The organism is Clostridium saccharoperbutylacetonicum N1-4(HMT), from assembly GCF_000340885.1.
GTDB lineage: Bacteria > Bacillota > Clostridia > Clostridiales > Clostridiaceae > Clostridium > Clostridium saccharoperbutylacetonicum.
This window is the reverse complement of the sequence record NC_020291.1, coordinates 2,153,204-2,171,233: the sequence shown is the minus strand read 5'-3', so window position 1 is coordinate 2,171,233 and position 18,030 is coordinate 2,153,204. Positions and strand designations below refer to the sequence as shown.

Here is an 18,030-nt window from a genome sequence, read left to right as displayed (position 1 = left end):
TATTGGGGTTATTGGAACCAATGGACAAAAAAAACTGCTGTGATTGTTGCAACTGTCCTCCATGCCCAAGAGGACGTCAAGGCCGTCAAGGCTCTCAAGGACCTCAAGGACCTCAAGGGCGTCAAGGCGCTCAAGGGCGTCAAGGATCTCAGGGTGCTCAAGGACCTCAAGGACCTCAAGGCTCTCAAGGGCGTCAAGGATCTCAAGGGGCTCAAGGACCTCGAGGCGCTCAAGGCCGTCAAGGCTCTCAAGGTCGTCAAGGCGCTCAAGGTGCTCAGGGTGCTCAAGGATCTCAAGGTGCTCAGGGACCTCAAGGCGCTCAAGGTGCTCAAGGATCTCAAGGACCTCAAGGCCGTCAAGGCGCTCAAGGCTCTCAAGGTCGTCAAGGGGCTCAAGGTGCTCAAGGATCTCAAGGTGCTCAGGGACCTCAAGGGCGTCAAGGTTCTCAAGGTGCTCAAGGACCTCAAGGCCGTCAAGGCGCTCAAGGACCTCAAGGGCGTCAAGGATCTCAGGGTGCTCAAGGACCTCAAGGCCGTCAAGGCTCTCAAGGTCGTCAAGGCGCTCAAGGCTCTCAAGGTCGTCAAGGCGCTCAAGGTGCTCAGGGACCTCAAGGGCGTCAAGGTTCTCAAGGTGCTCAAGGACCTCAAGGCCGTCGAGGTGCTCAAGGACCTCAAGGCCGTCAAGGCGCTCAAGGACCTCAAGGCCGTCAAGGCGCTCAAGGACCTCAAGGGCGTCAAGGATCTCAGGGTGCTCAAGGACCTCAAGGCCGTCAAGGCTCTCAAGGTCGTCAAGGCGCTCAAGGTGCTCAGGGTGCTCAAGGATCTCAAGGTGCTCAGGGACCTCAAGGCGCTCAAGGTGCTCAAGGATCTCAAGGACCTCAAGGCCGTCAAGGCGCTCAAGGCTCTCAAGGTCGTCAAGGGGCTCAAGGTGCTCAAGGATCTCAAGGTGCTCAGGGACCTCAAGGGCGTCAAGGTTCTCAAGGTGCTCAAGGACCTCAAGGCCGTCAAGGCGCTCAAGGACCTCAAGGGCGTCAAGGATCTCAGGGTGCTCAAGGACCTCAAGGCCGTCAAGGCTCTCAAGGTCGTCAAGGCGTTCAAGGCGCCCAAGGATCTCAAGGCGCTCAAGGACCTCAAGGCCGTCAAGACGTTCAAGGTGCTCAGGGTGCTCAAGGCGCTCAAGGACCTCAAGGGCGTCAAGGTGCTCAGGGTGTTCAAGGTTCTCAAGGTCGTCAAGGCGTTCAAGGTTCTCAAGGCGCTCAAGGACCTCAAGGGCGTCAAGGCGCTCAAGGTGTTCAAGGAGCTCAAGGACCTCAAGGGCGTCAAGGCGCTCAAGGTGTTCAAGGCTCTCTAGGGGCTCAAGGTGTTCAAGGACCTCAAGGTTCTCAGGGTGCTCAAGGGGCCCAAGGTTCTCAAGGCGCTCAAGGTTCTCAAGGTCGTCAAGGCGTTCAAGGTTCTCAAGGTTCTCAAGGCGCTCAAGGTGTTCAAGGTGCTCAGGGTGTTCAAGGTTCTCAAGGTTCTCAGGGTGCTCAAGGTGCTCAAGGTTCCCAAGGCGTTCAAGGATCTCAAGGGGCTCAAGGACCTCAAGGGGCTCAAGGCGCTCAGGGTGTTCAAGGAGCTCAAGGCGCTCAAGGACCTCAAGGGGCTCAAGGCGCTCAGGGTGTTCAAGGACCTCAAGGTGTTCAAGGATCTCAGGGGGCTCAAGGTTCTCAGGGATCTCAAGGGGCTCAAGGCACACAAGGATCTCAAGGTTCTTCAATCCTATATCTAGGTACAGATCAACAATCTATTGTTACTGGCCACTTCGTTGGACTAGGAACTTCCGGTACGGACTTTGCACGAAATTCTGTAGTCATACCGGCTAATGGAACTATTACAGGTTTGAGACTAAACATCCGAAACAATATCTTAACAGCAACCGACTTAGTAACTGCTACGATTGTTATAAGTACAGATGGTGGCTTTACGTTTTCAGCCGTAGGTACTCCTTTAACAATAACCGGACCAAATAATGCAGCTACTCCAAATCCTTGCGCATTTATAGCTGAAAATATTCCTGTAAGTGCATGTAATCTAATATCAGTAGAAATTACCACTGGCATGGGAGGCTTAACTAGTGGTGTAGCAATTGATATAATCTTGTCTATCTAATAATAGTGTAAAAAGTCGTGCTTTTCCACGACTCAGAGTGTCGACAAGTTCGACACTCTGTTCTTATTTTGCATTAATCAAAAGGCTTCATAATTTATAGGAGTGTATATTTTATTTCCACGTACATAAAAGTTAATACTAACAAAAAATATAAAAGATAAACAACGTAAAAAAATCCTCCATTATAATATGAAAAATATTGATCACATTATAACAGAGGAAAATTTTATTGCTCATTTTTATCTAACTTGGATTCAAATAAGCTAGAATCAGCTTATAGTAATGTTCTAATCATTCTTGTAGCGATTCTGGTAGTATAACAACTTTTTCTTTACATGAAGAGCAAAATTTGGCATATTGGATACAGGTTTCTAATGAATCCTTTGGCTCCATTGGCCACCATCGAATTGCTCCCATAGGCGCTTTAGATGCAAAAGACTCGACCTCTTCAGGAATATAACCTACAACCACTACTTCTATTTCTTTAAAGTTAGTTTCTATACCCTTTTGAATAGTCGTAATTAATTGGTCATGCTTAATTGCAGAACAAGAGTATGGAATTGGAAACAACATTGAAATTCTAGATGAATCCTCATTAATTATATTAGCTGCTTTAAGAGCTACGTCATTAGGTTCTCTCTCCCATACACGACTATATGACACATATTCATGTACTCCAAGTTCATTAACTCTTGCATGGATTCTTTCACTATAATATCTGTACAATTCACTTACGAGAATTTGGATCTGCTGATTTCTAGTAAAAGTTGAGTTATCCCCATTCTCATTTCTATATTGTATATAGACCAAATCAGGAATGCATACATACCTAGTGCAAAGAAATGATCTAACTAGCATGTCATAATCATCTGCGACCAATAGTTCTTCGCGGTGCCCTCCAAGCAGATGGTAACACTCTCTTGTCCACGCACGTGGATGATTGGGCAACCCAACTAAATGACGTATGGTAGTCCCATTGATGACAGTATTTCTTAACACATTTTGCCATCGATTCATTTCATGTACCCAAACCCGATAATATATACCGTATCCAAAGCCACAATCCCAACCATACCATTGTGCATCGTTGCTCCCTACGTACACCTCTGCACTCTCCCCATATGCAAAGCCACATTCAGGATGCTTCTGAAATGTATGGACTATTTTCTCTAAACAATCAGGAGTTAGCTCATCATCATGATCTACTTCTACTAAAATTTCTCCCGTACACAGACCTGCTGCATACCGTTTAGTTGCTCCAATATAGCCATTGCGGTAATCTTGTCGAAATCTCCTCACACGTGGGTCATCTAGCGGTAGTAAGTCTTGATTGTATGTGGCATCCTCATCACCAGAATCATCTACAATTACCCATTCCCAATTGGTATAGGTCTGATTCAATAAGGATCGATAAGGACGCTGAATTTTTTCTTTTGATTTATATGCAGCTGTGAACACTGACACTAATGGAGTATCAGATGAAAACTGAATATCAGGTATTATTTTATTTTTAGGGAGTGGATCCGTCCGGTTGAGCCAGCAGTAAAATAAATAACCTGGTTGAATGTCCGCTGGAGACTTGTAATGTAACCAACGCTTTCTCTCATGATAAGGCATAGCATACAGTGTTGAAAATTGTTCTACATTTTCTCCCAGTGAAACATAAACACGTGGATTTTTAGGATTTATATCTAATAATGCATCATTAGGTTCATACAATTTCACTGTTATTCCATTTTCATTAAGTCTTTTTAACATTTCATCAAATCCGTCCCATGAATTCTTCTTTAAAACAAATAAATGAGCTGTTAATAGCGGAGTATTGTTTGATTGCATGTTCATCCCCCTTTTGTTATTAAATCTATATTGTATTTCCTTATTAATATATCTATAGCTTGCCATATTCTAACATTGCACTTATACTATGAGTATATATCTAAAACTAGAAATGCATGACCTTCATTTCGACTGATATGCATAAGTAAAGTTTTTACTTTGGGCATTTATGCATCTTTATCTAAAATCTTTTTTATATTCCTATATTCTCTTTATCCATCCCTTAGTAAACATATCCCCTATTAATTAAGAGAATCCAAAAAAGATCATAATCTTCTGTACCATTACTTATGGTCAATTTTCTATTTACTCTGTGATTATCTACCCTACTGTATATATTTTTGATTTTTTCCTTAGTATCCAATATATGATTTTTTTCTATAGCATCGTTAACACTTTTATATTTCTCATACGTTTCAATATTACCGTTCTTTATTTCATTAATTTCTTGTATAATGTCATTTATATTGTTATAACTACATACTTCAAATTCTTCATCAAATTCAGTAAGAATGGGGCAATAATTATTTGTGAATTTTATTATTGATAGTCCATATTTAGAAGCATCTAATAGTGATGTCATGCTTCCCATCATAAAACAATCTAAATAGACATCTGATATTTGATAAAATTCTTCTATTTCTGTTACTACTCCTAATGCTCTTACTTTTCCACCTGTTTCAACATTTATTTCATGCCATTTTCCTATATCGTTAGGACCAATAATATAAGCTCTGCAATTATCAACTTTGCTAACTATCTCTTTTATAATATTAATATAATTATAATCATTGATACTCCTAAATTTATAATTGGAAGCAATGGTTAATATAACAATTTCATTTTCGTTTATTTTATATTTTCCCCTAATTTCATTTCTATTAAAAACTTTTTTAGCTTCTAACGGTATAGGTAATATAAAAGAATTATTACAACTTCTTCTAGTCAAAGTCAGCTTTTGTCCAGAAGGTCTAAGATCTACAACTAAATCAGCTATACTTGCTCCAAGCCAAAAAAGATGATCTCCATGATTCATATAAATTACAGGTGGTCCATCATCTATTCCAAATGCTATTACTGGTATTGGATCCATCATATGCATATGAAGCACTACAATATCAGCCCATTCATATGCTAGCTTTCTAAGCTTTGCAGCTCTTTCAACATGCTTGTCAGAAACAGTTTCAAGGGAAAAAATCCATCCGCCACTATTTTTAATTTCATCCAAAAGCCACTGTGGAGTACTTTCTATTTGCCAGGTAGTAACTAACGAATGAATAGAATCAGCATCACCTTTTATCCAATTTTTAGCTAATCTTGTATGACCTCCTGTAGAGTATCCTTCGCTCAAAACATGAAGTACTTTTCTTTTTTTGCTATTTCTATCCTTTATAACATAATCCTCTGCAGGTAATTTATTTGCACATTCTAAAAGCATATTCTCTATCTCAGGGGATTGATAAAAGTCAGGGTGATAAACATCCCAAGAAGCCTTAGCTGCAAAACTATAAGCATTACTTGATACACTCTCATAATCACTTAATACTAGGCTATTTTTCATCGCATAAACATAGCTTTCTAAAATTTTTCTATTTTGAACCAATATATTCATAGCCTCTTCTCTATTGAAATCAAACAAATCTTCTGATGTACAAATATTTCTATTTTCTATAATTGGATATTCTTTCAGAAAAACTTTTCTGTATTTTTCAGTTTCATTTTGAAGTTCGCTATCAACTTCAGTACCCCAATCATGTATACACCATGTTTTTTCTTGTCTTGGAACTACAACTTGAAAGCCTTTTTTATTAAACTCCATACACTCTGAAATATCATAAAAATACAAACCATCAAATATTTCTTCTTTCCATTTTATATCAAATTGCGTTGCCATTATTAATCCATCTACAGCCTCAACAATTTCATATTTCTCTATAATGTTATTTAATTTATAATATTCTTTAGTTCCATTATTTAAAATATTTACTTCTCCTACTTTACATACATCATTCCACCATAAACCACTAGCCGGTAATCTTTTTGCTCCAACAACGCCAATTAGACCTACTTGGTTATTATTAACAAAAATATCTAATATATCTTTTATTAAGCTTTTACTTATTATATAAGTATTACTATGAAGATAAACCTTGTATTTAGCATCTGTTTGATTTAATCCATTATTATAAGCTTGCGCAATATTGTTACTCTCTCTAATACTAATTACATCTACTTCAATGCCTAAAGGAATTTCTAAATCATTAATATATGAAGCACATGCTTTAAACTGGCTTTCATTTAAAACACAGATTATAAATGCAATCTTATTATTATTCATGAAACCACTCCCTAAATATGCCTTTATACTCAACCATATGGTAATTTTAACTATATATATTTTGTATATCTAATCTAATCTTATCAACCAGTCATTTAGCATCCTATTATCTTATGAATATACTGAAAAAAGTGTGATACTCTGTACTTTTTAAATATTGTTATTAGAATAAGTTAGAGAAATTGGAATATCTAACTTATTCTAATAACAATATAATCTATACTGATAAAGCTTATAAATCAACCTATAGTATATACAATATATATAAGAAATCTGTTAAAAACATTTTTTCTAGGGAAAATAGAAGGTATTCTGATTTTGGTATAGATGAAATAAATAATACAATATATCATTCAGAGATTGGCAATAAAAAATATAATATATATAAATATTCTATACTAAAAATATTCCTGAATTTAATAAGTTGAGACCATTGAATTCAGGAATAATCCATAAAATTTCTTAGCATGGGTTTTGTCAGAAATGTTGGCGATACCATATTAGTCCATATTATTATCTACAAGTTTAAGTTATTTATAAATTCTGAAATCTTAATTGCACCACTTTTATCTAAATGATCCATATCAACAAAATCTTTATCATCAAAGATATCTAAATCATTAAAATCAATAAACTGAATGTCTCCGTCAATTGAATTTAGAGCTGACATATAAGATTCTTTATAATCTTTTAAAAGGTATTTTTTATAAAATCGTGTGCTTGGAAATGCCATCATATAAACTTTAACTTTTCTTTTGTTACAAAACGATACAAATGAATTAAGAATATTTATATTTTCTTTATATGAATCTAAATACATAATCGCTTTATTATGGGACTTTACCCTTTCATATGCAGATTCTTCTTGCAAAATATCATCAAGTTCAAACCATTTTTGATCCCATGTTCCTCTAAATACCATTCTAAGTTTAAATCTATCTCTTGCATCAGTAAAATATTTACCTTTAACTTCTTCAAATAACTCATTGCAAAAGATATCAACTATTTTTTCAATATTAAATATTTCATCTTCATTTAAAATTGTGTTTTGACTTTTGGGCAAATCCTTGCAATTATGCCTATCTCCAAATATAGGATAATAAATATCTGCTATTCGCATTATTTCGCTTCCTTGAGTGAGAGATAAATCACTATAAAAATAATAATAACCTGTTCCAATAAATACTTTTTTAATATTCTTATTTTTATTAATTACATATTGCCCAATTAGGGTTGCATAATAAATATCTTGAGAAGCTAATGCCAAATTAACACAAGGACTGTTTAGGATACTCTCTTCAACTCCAAACAAAGCATATGATGAACCTACAACAATAGATTCAATATCAGGTTTTATTGCCTTTTTTAAAGAATACTTCAGATGATAAAAATCATAATTTGACATATATCTATTAATTGAATAATTATAAAACTGTCTATATATATTTTCCCATATAAGGATATTAGGTGAATCTTTAACTAATTGCTCATAATTAGCATACTCATTAGATATTATTAGCAAATCTTCACTTTTTAAGTCTTCAATACATTTAATTGCTTTTATATTAACAGTGCTTTTTACAAACATTTTTAACAAATTTAAATATTTAAAACTTTTTTCTATATAACATAAATTCATAAATATCATCCCTTTAACTATTAATAAATAATACTTACTTTATAATATTAAATTATTAGATATTAGATAACTTATTTTTTTATAACAATTATTCAATTTTTATATTTTATTTCATGAAATTGTCCATACAAATATATTTTCATATATAAGTAAGGTACACTTTTTGCTAATATTCATAAAATGTACTTGAAAGATACTGAAAATAACTCTAAATATATATGCTAAAAATGCTGTTTAAAAGGAGGAGTTTAGTGAGTAATAACAAAATAGCTAAAACTGCACAACTAAAAGATAATGTCACTATTGGTGATAATGTAATAATCGAAGATGATTGTTTTATAGACTATGGAGTAATAATAAGAGATAACGTTCATATAAAAAAAGGAAGTTTTATAGGAGCAAGATGTATTCTTGGAGAGTATTTAATGAATTTTTATTCTGATAGAATAAATAAGATTCATCCTTTAATCATCGGAGAAAATGCATTAATTAGGAGTGAAACAATTATTTATGGTAATACAACTATAGGAAATAACTTTCAAACTGGCCATAGAGTAACTATTAGAGAAAGTTCGCTAATAGGTAACAATGTTAGAATTGGAACCTCCTCTGATGTTCAGGAAGAATGTATCATAGGAAATTATGTTAGTCTTCATAGCAATGTATTCGTAGGTGAGAAAAGTGTAATAAAAAATTTTGTTTGGATTTTTCCACATGTAATATTAACTAATGATCCTACCCCACCCTCACAAAATATAATAGGCTCTACTATAGAAGATTATGCAGTAGTTTCTGCTGGAAGCATAATTCTACCCGGAGTAAATATAGGAGAGGAATCCTTAATAGGTGCCGGGAGCATAGTAACTAAAGATGTTGAAAAAGAAACAGTAGTAGCTGGAAATCCAGCAAAAAAAATATGTTTAACTAAAGATATAAAAAATAAACTTACAGGACAAGAAGTTTATCCTTGGAAATATAATTTTTCCAGAGGAATGCCTTGGGCAAACTTAGGATATGAACAATGGTTAAAAAATGAAAAGTTAAAATAAATAATTCAATTTGCAGCACTAAACCTTACCTATATGCTAAAGCAGGAGGCGCTAACAAATGAGCATTGATAGAAGATTAAATAATATTTCATGTAAAGAATATTGTAATATTCATAATTTCAAGTATTCTATTAAACAAAAGGAACATTCCGAGAAAAATTATATACCAGATTATAGAGATAATACTGAGGTTAATAATTATATAAATGTTAAATTTCCAGAAATTTATATAGCTGAATTATATAATGTAAACTTAGTTGGTGAAAATAGCATAATTTTTGATGAAAATGATAATTGTATTTATGATTTACCACTAAGGGATCATGAAAATAGATTTAATTTATCAGTGAGTAATGTATATTTTGCGGATAAGAATGTTACTTTAGCTTACTATGAAAAATCAAATGAGAAAATTGAAGAAGGTATAATGCTTTTATCAAATGCTTCTTTTAATTATTTTCATTTCAACATGGAAATATTATCTAAATTATGCTTGATTAATGAGATAGAAGGATATAATGAAGTTCCAATATTAGTGGATGAAAGATGCCTTAAAATTAAATCTTTCAAAGATGAATTAGATATGCTAAACATTCACGGTAGAAACATTATTCCACTAAAAGCAGGATACTGTTATGATATTGAAAAATTAATATATATATCAGACTTACTTATTGGACCTATTGATCTAAAGAAAAATACATTGTTAAGATATGAAGATTATATCATGAATAATTTAGCTGCGAATCTACTTCATGATAATTTATCCATCAATGGTACTGCTTCTAGAAAATTATTTATGTCTAGAAAAAATTGTTTGGGAACTAGATTACTACTGAATCAAGATAAAATCGAACAAATTTTTAAAGAATATGGTTATGAAATTATATACCCAGAAATAATGTCCTTTCAAGACCAATTAAAAATTTTTTCTGAAGCTGAATTTATAGCCGGTGCAAGTGGCGCTGGATTTACAAATATTTTATTTGCTAATAAAAGTGTAAAAATTATTTGTATATTACCTAAGGAAATAAAACTTTCCTGCTATTCGAATATAGCTGGTGTCCTAGGACAACAGTGCTATTATTTAGATGCAAAGATTCATTACAATCCTAATATTGTGCTTTATCAAAATAGCTTTGAATTAGACGAAGAATATTTAAGAAAGTTTTTAAAAGATATGTAACAATATTTATTAAGGAGGCACCATGTATAATTGTTCCTTGTTAAAATTTATAAATATAAATAGTAAATATGGGGATTTGACACCTATCGAAGAAATGGTAGATGTTCCCTTTGATATAAAACGAATTTATTATATTTCAAAAGTACCGCTTAATATAACAAGAGGGTTTCATGCTCATAGAAAACTTCATCAAGTGCTCATATGTGTTAATGGCTCTGTAAAAATAAAAGTTAAAAATCCAAAAGAAGAAGTAGAGTTTTTATTAGACTGTTCATCAGTAGGTCTATATATTGGGCCTTACGTATGGAGAGAAATGTATGATTTTAGCGATGGTGCAGTTCTTTTAGTGCTTGCATCTGATTATTATAATGAAAATGATTATATACGAAATATGGACTTTTATATGCAAGAAGCATGTAATAGATATTAGGAAGTGATTTATATGAAAATACCGTTTTTGAATTTAGAACCAATGCATACAGAAATAAGAGATGAAATTGTAAATGCTTTTAAGACAATATATGATAGAAATTCATTTATTTTAGGACACAGTGTAGAAGCTTTTGAGCAAGAGTTTTCTAAATATTGTAATACTAATTATTGTATAAGCTGCGGAAATGGATTAGATGCCCTTTCCATTATTTTAAGAGGATATGATATTGGTGGTGGAGATGAAGTCATTGTGCCTTCTAACACCTTTATTGCTACTGCACTGGCAGTTTCTTATGCTGGTGCAAAGGTTGTCTTTGTAGAACCCGATATTAATACCTTTAATATAGATGTAAATAAAATTGAAGAAGCTATTACTCCAAAAACAAAAGCTATTATTGCTGTTCACTTGTATGGAAGACCAGCAGAAATTGATAAAATAAAAGTAATTTGTAAAAAATATAATTTAAAACTTATAGAAGATTCAGCCCAATCACATGGATCCATATATAAGGGCAAAAAAACAGGAAATCTTGGTGATGCAGCTGGCTTTAGCTTTTATCCTGGAAAGAATTTAGGAGCTTTAGGCGATGGTGGATGTATTCTCACTAATGACAGTATTTTAGCACAAAAAGTACGAGCTATAAGAAATTATGGTTCAACAATTAAATATAATAACGAATATAAAGGAGTTAATTCAAGACTAGATGAACTACAAGCAGAATTTTTACGAATAAAACTAAAATATCTTGATAAATGGAATGCTGCTAGACAAGAAATTGCCAAACTATATCTTGAAGGAATTAAGAATAATAAAATAACTCTTCCATTTATAAACTCAGCATATGAATCTATATGGCATATTTTTATAATAAGGACAGAATTTAGAGATAAGCTGGTAAATTATCTAAAGGCTAATGGAATTGAAACTTTAATCCACTATCCAATACCTATTCATCTTCAAAAGGCATATAAAGATTTAGGATATAAGTCTGGAGATTTTCCAGTGGCAGAAAACATTTCGAAGACAGTATTAAGTTTACCAATATGGTATGGAATAAGTGAATCAGAAATTAATTATGTAATAAGTGTTCTAAATCAGTGGTAAAAGTATACTAAGAATTAAGAAATCAAAATAAGCACTGCTCAACATTAAAAACAATTCTATATAGAGGTGGATATAATAAAGCACTTTTGCTTATTATAGAGGCTATAAATATTTTTTGAGAACTTTAATTTTAGGTATATCCTAAGTTAAGGTTCTTTTTCCTATGATGTTTTACCCATCTTAGATATTCTTCCTCTGATGCTTTAGATTTTCAAGCTGTAATATTCATTGATGAGATTGATGCTATAGGTAAGGCAAGAAGTAATGGTAAAAAAGATCAAACCTTAAATGCTCTTTTAATGAAAATGCCTGGTTTTTGATAAGAAGAAAGTATAGTGGTAATTGCCGCTACAAATAGATTAGATATGCTAGATAAGGCTCTTTTAAGACCAGGTAGATTTGATAGACATATTGAAGTATGGCTTCCAGATGTTAATATTAGAGAAAGAATTCTTCTTTACATTTTAAAAAAACTCTATATGAAGGTGAGTTAGGTAAATTAGCTCTATAATAAATCGCAAATCCTGTTTAATGGGATAATAGATAGTTTTATATAAAAACAAAACTATCTACTGTACCATAATACTTTAGTAACAATTAAATTTCTGCATAGAATTTTATAGTTCTATTTCTGTAACTCTAACCTGCTGTTTCTGTAATACTTTTAATGTTAAATTTACTACTACTTTTTCCGTGAGTTGAGTAAACATTAGTTCTATAGGAATTCTACCGTTCAAGGCTGGGCCTGTGTGAATATTGACTTCAGCAATATCCGCTCTTATTAATTCAGTAAAAGGTTTTTCATTAAAGAATTCGGTGACGAAAGAACTCTGATTGCAAGGATTACGTCCAATTGCTGGACCTGAGCAAACATTACAACCTTGAAGCTCATCTGTAAAAAATTCTAATTCACTTAAAGTGCTATTTTCAATAAAAATCGGTGGTCTAAGGAAAGTAATTCTTGTAGTGAAATTAAAAGGTACTTCAACTGTACAGTGCCTTATATCTCCACAAGTATTTGGAGTTCCAGCTACAGTACAAGTTTGAGTTGTATACTCAATATTCTTTCTTATAAAACCTGCTATAAATATTATTCCAGTACCAAGTGGATCATCTTGACAAAATGAAATAATACGGGATTCTGTTAAAAATACGTTATTTTTAATTCGTTTAATTTCCATAACTGCTTGATCCAATGTGATAGTAGCTTCGACAAGAATCGTTGTATTTGTCTCTGCCAATACAACTGGAATCTTAACAAGTGCAGGTCCAGGTGTAATAACATTAGGAGTTACAGAAATTTGTTCAGTTAGTGGTTCTACTTGATCAGTAGCGATTTCACATGAATTAACACTTTCATGACAAGCTTCTACACACTTAGAAACATTTGTATTTTCTTTATTTGATCTTCCATTATCATTATTAATTTCTGAAGAACCATAGCTATTATTTTTTATGTTATTGTCATTTATTTTATTATCTTCTATACTACCAGTTTTAATATTATCTTCTTCTAAGAATTCTTTATACTGTTTTCTCTTAATTTGATTATAATATTGTCTTGAATAGTATATTCTTTCCATAACTTCTCCTCCACTTAAGAATTTAATTAATTTAAGTATATAAGCTTTCATAAAATTAATTTAATTACAATATAGATTTTAAATTATTAGTTTTATATTGTTTTTTATTTTTCTAGTAATGATTCAGATATCCAATTTAAGAATCAAGCTTATAAATGGAATATACATGCATCATTGAAAATTTATAATCATAACACTACTCTAGAAATTAGATACATATTTGTGCAAGCGGCATATGAAATTAAGCTGTGATGGTTATTAGTGGAAGGTTGTTCCACTTTCTGCTTGTCATGAATTTACTTTAGGAACATGCAGAAATGGGTGCAACCTTACACTTAGAACCCATCCAGCGAAAATTTCATTAGTCCGCTGTAATAAATATGTATCTGATTTAGGTATGTTTTGCATAAGTATAATTCTCACTTTTGATATCTTTACACCAATATTTATCTCGTCCTAAAGACAGACCTAAAACCTCTCTTAGTAAGCTTTAGGTCTGCAACATAGTAATTAATTTGTAATTTAGTAAACGTACTTTATATTTAATCTTTAATTAAATTTCTAAATTTAAATTTTTTTATTATATTACTGCTGTAACTCTTACTTGTTGTTTTTGTAATACTTTTAGTGTTAAATTTACTACTACTTTTTCTGTAAGTTTAGTAAAACTTTGTTCTGTAGGAGTTTTGCAGCTTATAGTTGTATTTGTGTTAATATCAATTTCAGTAATATCTGCTCTTACTAATTCAGTAAAAGGTTTCTCATTAAAGAATTCTGTGTCAAAAGAACTACGATCACAAAGATTACGTCCGATTACTGGATCTGAACACACATCGCAACCTTTAAGTTTATCTGTAAAAAATTCTAATTCACTTGTAGTTCTATTTTCAATAAAAATTGGTGGTCTAAGGAAAGTAATTCTTGTAGTAAAATTAAAAGGCACTTCAACTGTACAGTGTCTTATATCTCCACAAACATTTGCAGTTCGAGCTGTAGTACAAGTTTGAGTTGCATATTCAATATTTTTTCTTATAAAACCTGCTATAAATAGTATTCCAGTCCCAAATTGCCCATCTTGAGAAAATGGAATAATGCGGGATTGGGTTAAAAATACATTCTTTTTAATTCGTTTAATTTCCATAGCTGGTTGATCCAATTTGATAATAGCTTCAACAGGAATTGTTATATTTGTCTCTGCCAATACAACTGGAAGCTTAACAAATACAGGTCCAGGTGCAATAACTAAAGGAGTCACAGCAATTTGTTCAGTTAGTGATTCCACTTCAGATTTAACGCTAGCACAAGGCTCAGCACTTTCATGAGAATATTCTACACTCTTGCCATAATTTGCATTTTCTCCATAATTACTCATTATAATGTTCCCTCCATTTTATCTAATGTGAATACTTTATAATATATATAATATACAAACCTTTCATTTTTGTGCCACTGATATATGATTTAATTTATAATAATTTGATAGCTGGTTTTGAACAAGAAGAAGGTATAGTAGTAATTCTTTCTACAAATAGATTAGATATATGCTAGATAAGGCTCTTCTTACAGCAGATAGATTTGATAGACATTAGAATACGCTTATTACTCCATAACTTTAGCTGGACATGAGAAAAAAGAAAAAAGTTATCTTAAGGAAAATAATAAGAACTATTTAATAGGACAGTGGATAGTTTTATACAAAAACAAAACTAGCTACTGTCCTATAATATTCAAAAAACAATCAAATTTTTGCTTAGAAATTATTTTCTGAATTTAACTGATATAAATTTACATCTAAAAACTTTATATTTTGAAATTTTATCTTTTTATTAATGTAAATCCTTAATTTCATTTCTATCTTATTAAAATTATTGATACTAAAACCTAAAAATTGTCTGAATTATTAATTTTAAACAATATCAAATTACATGAAAAATCTTCATATAATATATAACTTCTTTGATTACAAAATAGCTCTTCTATTTATTTTATAAAAAACTGCTTGATTTTATATTGTTTTTTATTTTTAGCATCAATTTAGGACAGGTTATATTAGCATATTGCTGTAACTCTTACTTGTTGTTTTTGTAATACTTTTAGTGTTAAATTTACTACTACTTTTTCTGTGAGTTTAGTAAACATTTGTTCTGTAGGAGTTTTGCAGCTGCTAGTTGGATTTGTGTGAATATCAACTTCAGTAATGTCCGCTTTTACTAATTCAGTAAAAGGTTTTTCATTAAAGAATTCAGTAACGAAAGAACTCTGATCGCAAGGATTACGTCCAATCACTGGATCTGAACAAACATCGCAACCTTGAAGTTTATCTGTAAAAAATTCTAATTCACTTGGAGTAGTATTTTCAATAAAAATTGGTGGTCTAAGGAAAGTAATTCTTGTAGTGAAATTAAAAGGTACTTCAACTGTACAATGTCTTATATCTCCACAAACATTTGGAGTTCCAGCTGTAGTACAAGTTTGTGTTGCATACTCAATATTCTTTCTTATAAAACCTTCTATAAATAGTACTCCAGTACCAGGTCGATCATCTTGAGAAAATGGAATAATACGAGATTGGGTTAAAAATACATTCTTTTTAATTCGTTTAATTTCCATAGCTGCTTTGTCCAATTTGATAGTAGCTTCAACAGGAATGGTTATATTTGTCTCTGCCAATACAACTGGAATCTTAACAAATACAGGTCCTGGTTCAATAACAGTAGGATTTACTGCAACTTGTTCAGTTAGTGATTCTACTTGAGACTTAACGATAGCGCAAGGCTCAGCACTTTCACGAGAATATTCTACACTCTTACCATAATTTGTATTTTCTTTATTGTCACTCATTATAATGTTTCCTCCATTTTTTCTAATGTTAATGCTTTCTAATATATAGATTATACAAACTTTTCCTTTTTGTGCGTTGATAAACGATTTATTTTATCATAATTTGATGACTGGTTTTGTACAAAGTCTCTCTTTCATCAATATCAGCAAATAAAAAAGACTTCTTCTTGTAATAATTTGTTATCTCAATTATTGACAAGAAGAAGTTCATTCTATTTAGCTTACACAAAATTATTTACAGAGCCTTATTATCCTCTTCTTTATTAAATTTCATTATCTTCTAATTTATATATAATTTTCTAGTAGATTTAATGACATTTACAATGTCTATCTACACATCTAGAATAAGTGAATATTACATCAAATTTAACGTCATTATCACATTTACTTTTTGCTTTGAAACATAAAATATCTGTTGGAAACCACTCATCAGGAAATTCAGATAGATTTCGACGAGGTATAAATATTATTCCTGATTTAACTATTTTATAATATCCAAGAGAACCGCGTATAACTGCTTCCCCACATATACACTTTATATTATCACCGCAATATTCTATTTCAATTGTCTCATCACCACAACATTTTTTTGCAGTTGCTGTAAAATATTGTAGTTTTCCTGGTTGCACATAAATAATCTTATTTTTATGTCCAACAGCTACTTCTAAATCACAACTTATTTTAATTGGTGGCACATGACACCTATGACATCTTTCTCCATCAGTTTCTATTTCTTTTTTAGTTTTTTTCTTAGGTTCTCCTTCTATATCCTCATCTTCATTTTCATCTTCATATACATATTCCTCTATTAACATATCTAAATCTAACCCTGATGCTAGATCTGCATCTTTCATAATTTCTTCTAATGATATTTCTTTATTTTTCATAAATTTCCTCCTAAATTATCTGTATAAATATATTAGTTCATTCATATAGTTTTCTTTTTCCATTTCAATTAATTTTCTTTTTTAGTTATATAAACAAATTTTTAATTGTTGCAATTATTCACATAAAAACATAAGCAGCTATTAAAAACCATTTTTATTATATGACAGTATATGAATCGGTGCTTTAAGGTGCCACTCCTATTTCCATAAAAAATTAACAAGCTTGAGTACCTATGACTTAAAAATCATGTATTACCAAGTTCACATTTTGTAAGCTTTACAAAACAAAAAAATAGCATTAAATTAATAGCAAGCTGAATTTGTCTTACTTTAAATTTTATGCTACTTGATTATAACTTTACTTTTCTTCCTGCAATCGCTCTAATTTCTCCATATCCAAAATAATATACCCTTTTTCCTTGTCCTTAGCTAACACACCATTTTCACAAAACTGCTTTATAACATATAGTACATGGCGATAGCTAGCATTCATATATTCAGAAACATCTGTGTGGCTTATATTATATATACCTTTTTGCTCATATTGGAGAATAAAAGTTGCCAGCCTATTTTCCAAGGAATAATTCAAATTTTCACTCATTCGATAACTTCTGGTTAATAATTTATTAGAAATATATGCTGCAAAGTAAAAAGAAACTTCTGCATTTTCTTTGCATAAGGCTTGTAATTTTTCTATATCAAATTCTAAGCATTCAACCTCTTGAAGCACTTTATTTTCTTTTATATCAGATTCCTCATGGAACAAAGAAAGTTCTCCTAACCAATCATTTTCTAAAGCAAAGTCAAGAATTGAACGCCTTCCATTTGTATGATCTATATAAATTTTAACTGTACCTGATAAAATAAAATAGCAATGTGTTATTTTACTGTTTATTTTATAAATATTATGATTTTTTTTAAAAGTTCTTTTCTTTCCATTTTCAAATATTATTGATGGTATTTCCTTATCAAAAAACATTTTATTCT

15 protein-coding genes and 1 pseudogene are annotated in these 18,030 nt (G+C 31.7%); 8 read left to right on the top strand and 8 right to left on the bottom strand.

The genetic code is table 11. The features are described 5' to 3' along the window. The first annotated feature begins 39 nt into the window (after positions 1–39). The 3 genes from CSPA_RS30530 to CSPA_RS30520 all read left to right on the top strand — a co-directional run bounded on the left by CSPA_RS30530 (position 40) and on the right by CSPA_RS30520 (position 2,147). Positions 40–1,350, top strand: a complete 1,311-nt coding sequence (locus CSPA_RS30530) for a hypothetical protein (RefSeq protein WP_242838581.1) — start codon at positions 40–42, stop codon at positions 1,348–1,350. Positions 1,351–1,359: 9 nt separating this feature from the next. Further along, the gene (locus CSPA_RS30525; protein ID WP_242838580.1) at positions 1,360–1,767 is read left to right on the top strand and encodes a hypothetical protein; all 408 of its coding nucleotides are present in this window, start codon (positions 1,360–1,362) and stop codon (positions 1,765–1,767) included. Positions 1,768–1,877: 110 nt separating this feature from the next. After that, positions 1,878–2,147 carry a hypothetical protein gene (locus tag CSPA_RS30520; RefSeq protein WP_242838579.1) on the top strand — a complete coding sequence of 90 codons (270 nt, stop codon included), beginning with the start codon at positions 1,878–1,880 and terminating at the stop codon, positions 2,145–2,147. Between the two features lie 291 nt (positions 2,148–2,438). On the opposite strand, the gene CSPA_RS09605 is transcribed toward CSPA_RS30520, so the two are convergent. The 3 genes from CSPA_RS09605 to CSPA_RS09595 form a co-directional block, all read right to left on the bottom strand. Continuing rightward, a complete protein-coding gene (locus tag CSPA_RS09605; RefSeq protein WP_241393487.1) occupies positions 2,439–3,764 on the bottom strand; it encodes a glycosyltransferase in 1,326 nt (441 codons plus the stop codon). A gap of 442 nt (positions 3,765–4,206) precedes the next feature. Continuing rightward, positions 4,207–6,321: a glycosyltransferase gene (locus tag CSPA_RS09600; protein ID WP_015392053.1), complete on the bottom strand. Its 2,115-nt coding sequence runs from the start codon at positions 6,319–6,321 to the stop codon at positions 4,207–4,209. 517 nt (positions 6,322–6,838) lie between these two features. Then, positions 6,839–7,960, bottom strand: a complete 1,122-nt coding sequence (locus CSPA_RS09595; protein ID WP_015392052.1) for a hypothetical protein — start codon at positions 7,958–7,960, stop codon at positions 6,839–6,841. 251 nt (positions 7,961–8,211) lie between these two features. Between CSPA_RS09595 and CSPA_RS09590 the strand changes: the two genes are divergently transcribed. The 5 genes and pseudogenes from CSPA_RS09590 to CSPA_RS29105 all read left to right on the top strand — a co-directional run. Beyond that, positions 8,212–9,009, top strand: a complete 798-nt coding sequence (locus CSPA_RS09590; RefSeq protein WP_015392051.1) for an N-acetyltransferase — start codon at positions 8,212–8,214, stop codon at positions 9,007–9,009. Between the two features lie 58 nt (positions 9,010–9,067). Beyond that, positions 9,068–10,195 (top strand): glycosyltransferase family 61 protein, encoded by a 1,128-nt coding sequence (locus tag CSPA_RS09585; RefSeq protein WP_015392050.1) that lies wholly within the window; start codon positions 9,068–9,070, stop codon positions 10,193–10,195. A gap of 22 nt (positions 10,196–10,217) precedes the next feature. After that, a complete protein-coding gene (locus tag CSPA_RS09580) occupies positions 10,218–10,625 on the top strand; it encodes a sugar 3,4-ketoisomerase (protein ID WP_015392049.1) in 408 nt (135 codons plus the stop codon). Positions 10,626–10,637: 12 nt separating this feature from the next. Then, entirely contained in the window at positions 10,638–11,732 is a 1,095-nt protein-coding gene (locus CSPA_RS09575; protein WP_015392048.1) for a DegT/DnrJ/EryC1/StrS family aminotransferase, read from the top strand. Positions 11,733–11,944: 212 nt separating this feature from the next. Beyond that, positions 11,945–12,202, top strand: a pseudogene (locus CSPA_RS29105) (AAA family ATPase); the annotation flags it as partial. 147 nt (positions 12,203–12,349) lie between these two features. Here the strand turns inward: CSPA_RS29105 and CSPA_RS09570 are convergent. From CSPA_RS09570 to CSPA_RS09550, 5 genes are all read right to left on the bottom strand, one after another. Next, entirely contained in the window at positions 12,350–13,315 is a 966-nt protein-coding gene (locus CSPA_RS09570; RefSeq protein WP_015392047.1) for a CsxC family protein, read from the bottom strand. A gap of 580 nt (positions 13,316–13,895) precedes the next feature. After that, positions 13,896–14,687, bottom strand: a complete 792-nt coding sequence (locus tag CSPA_RS09565; protein ID WP_015392046.1) for a CsxC family protein — start codon at positions 14,685–14,687, stop codon at positions 13,896–13,898. Between the two features lie 677 nt (positions 14,688–15,364). After that, positions 15,365–16,156, bottom strand: coding sequence for a CsxC family protein (locus CSPA_RS09560; protein ID WP_015392045.1), 792 nt, complete (start codon positions 16,154–16,156; stop codon positions 15,365–15,367). Between the two features lie 308 nt (positions 16,157–16,464). After that, positions 16,465–17,043: a hypothetical protein gene (locus tag CSPA_RS09555; RefSeq protein ID WP_015392044.1), complete on the bottom strand. Its 579-nt coding sequence runs from the start codon at positions 17,041–17,043 to the stop codon at positions 16,465–16,467. A gap of 358 nt (positions 17,044–17,401) precedes the next feature. After that, a complete protein-coding gene (locus CSPA_RS09550) occupies positions 17,402–18,022 on the bottom strand; it encodes a cyclic nucleotide-binding domain-containing protein (protein WP_015392043.1) in 621 nt (206 codons plus the stop codon). Positions 18,023–18,030 lie beyond the last annotated feature (8 nt).

Excerpts from the sequence above, each read along its gene's own strand:
- CSPA_RS09550 (WP_015392043.1), bottom strand. The coding sequence starts at position 18,022 with ATGTTTTTTGATAAGGAAATACCATCAATAATATTTGAAAATGGAAAG.
- CSPA_RS09585 (WP_015392050.1), top strand. The coding sequence starts at position 9,068 with ATGAGCATTGATAGAAGATTAAATAATATTTCATGTAAAGAATATTGT.
- CSPA_RS09560 (WP_015392045.1), bottom strand. The coding sequence starts at position 16,156 with ATGAGTGACAATAAAGAAAATACAAATTATGGTAAGAGTGTAGAATAT.
- CSPA_RS09600 (WP_015392053.1), bottom strand. The coding sequence starts at position 6,321 with ATGAATAATAATAAGATTGCATTTATAATCTGTGTTTTAAATGAAAGC.
- CSPA_RS09575 (WP_015392048.1), top strand. The coding sequence starts at position 10,638 with ATGAAAATACCGTTTTTGAATTTAGAACCAATGCATACAGAAATAAGA.
- CSPA_RS09595 (WP_015392052.1), bottom strand. The coding sequence starts at position 7,960 with ATGAATTTATGTTATATAGAAAAAAGTTTTAAATATTTAAATTTGTTA.
- CSPA_RS09605 (WP_241393487.1), bottom strand. The coding sequence starts at position 3,764 with ATGCCTTATCATGAGAGAAAGCGTTGGTTACATTACAAGTCTCCAGCG.
- CSPA_RS09565 (WP_015392046.1), bottom strand. The coding sequence starts at position 14,687 with ATGAGTAATTATGGAGAAAATGCAAATTATGGCAAGAGTGTAGAATAT.
- CSPA_RS09555 (WP_015392044.1), bottom strand. The coding sequence starts at position 17,043 with ATGAAAAATAAAGAAATATCATTAGAAGAAATTATGAAAGATGCAGAT.
- CSPA_RS09570 (WP_015392047.1), bottom strand. The coding sequence starts at position 13,315 with ATGGAAAGAATATACTATTCAAGACAATATTATAATCAAATTAAGAGA.
- CSPA_RS09580 (WP_015392049.1), top strand. The coding sequence starts at position 10,218 with ATGTATAATTGTTCCTTGTTAAAATTTATAAATATAAATAGTAAATAT.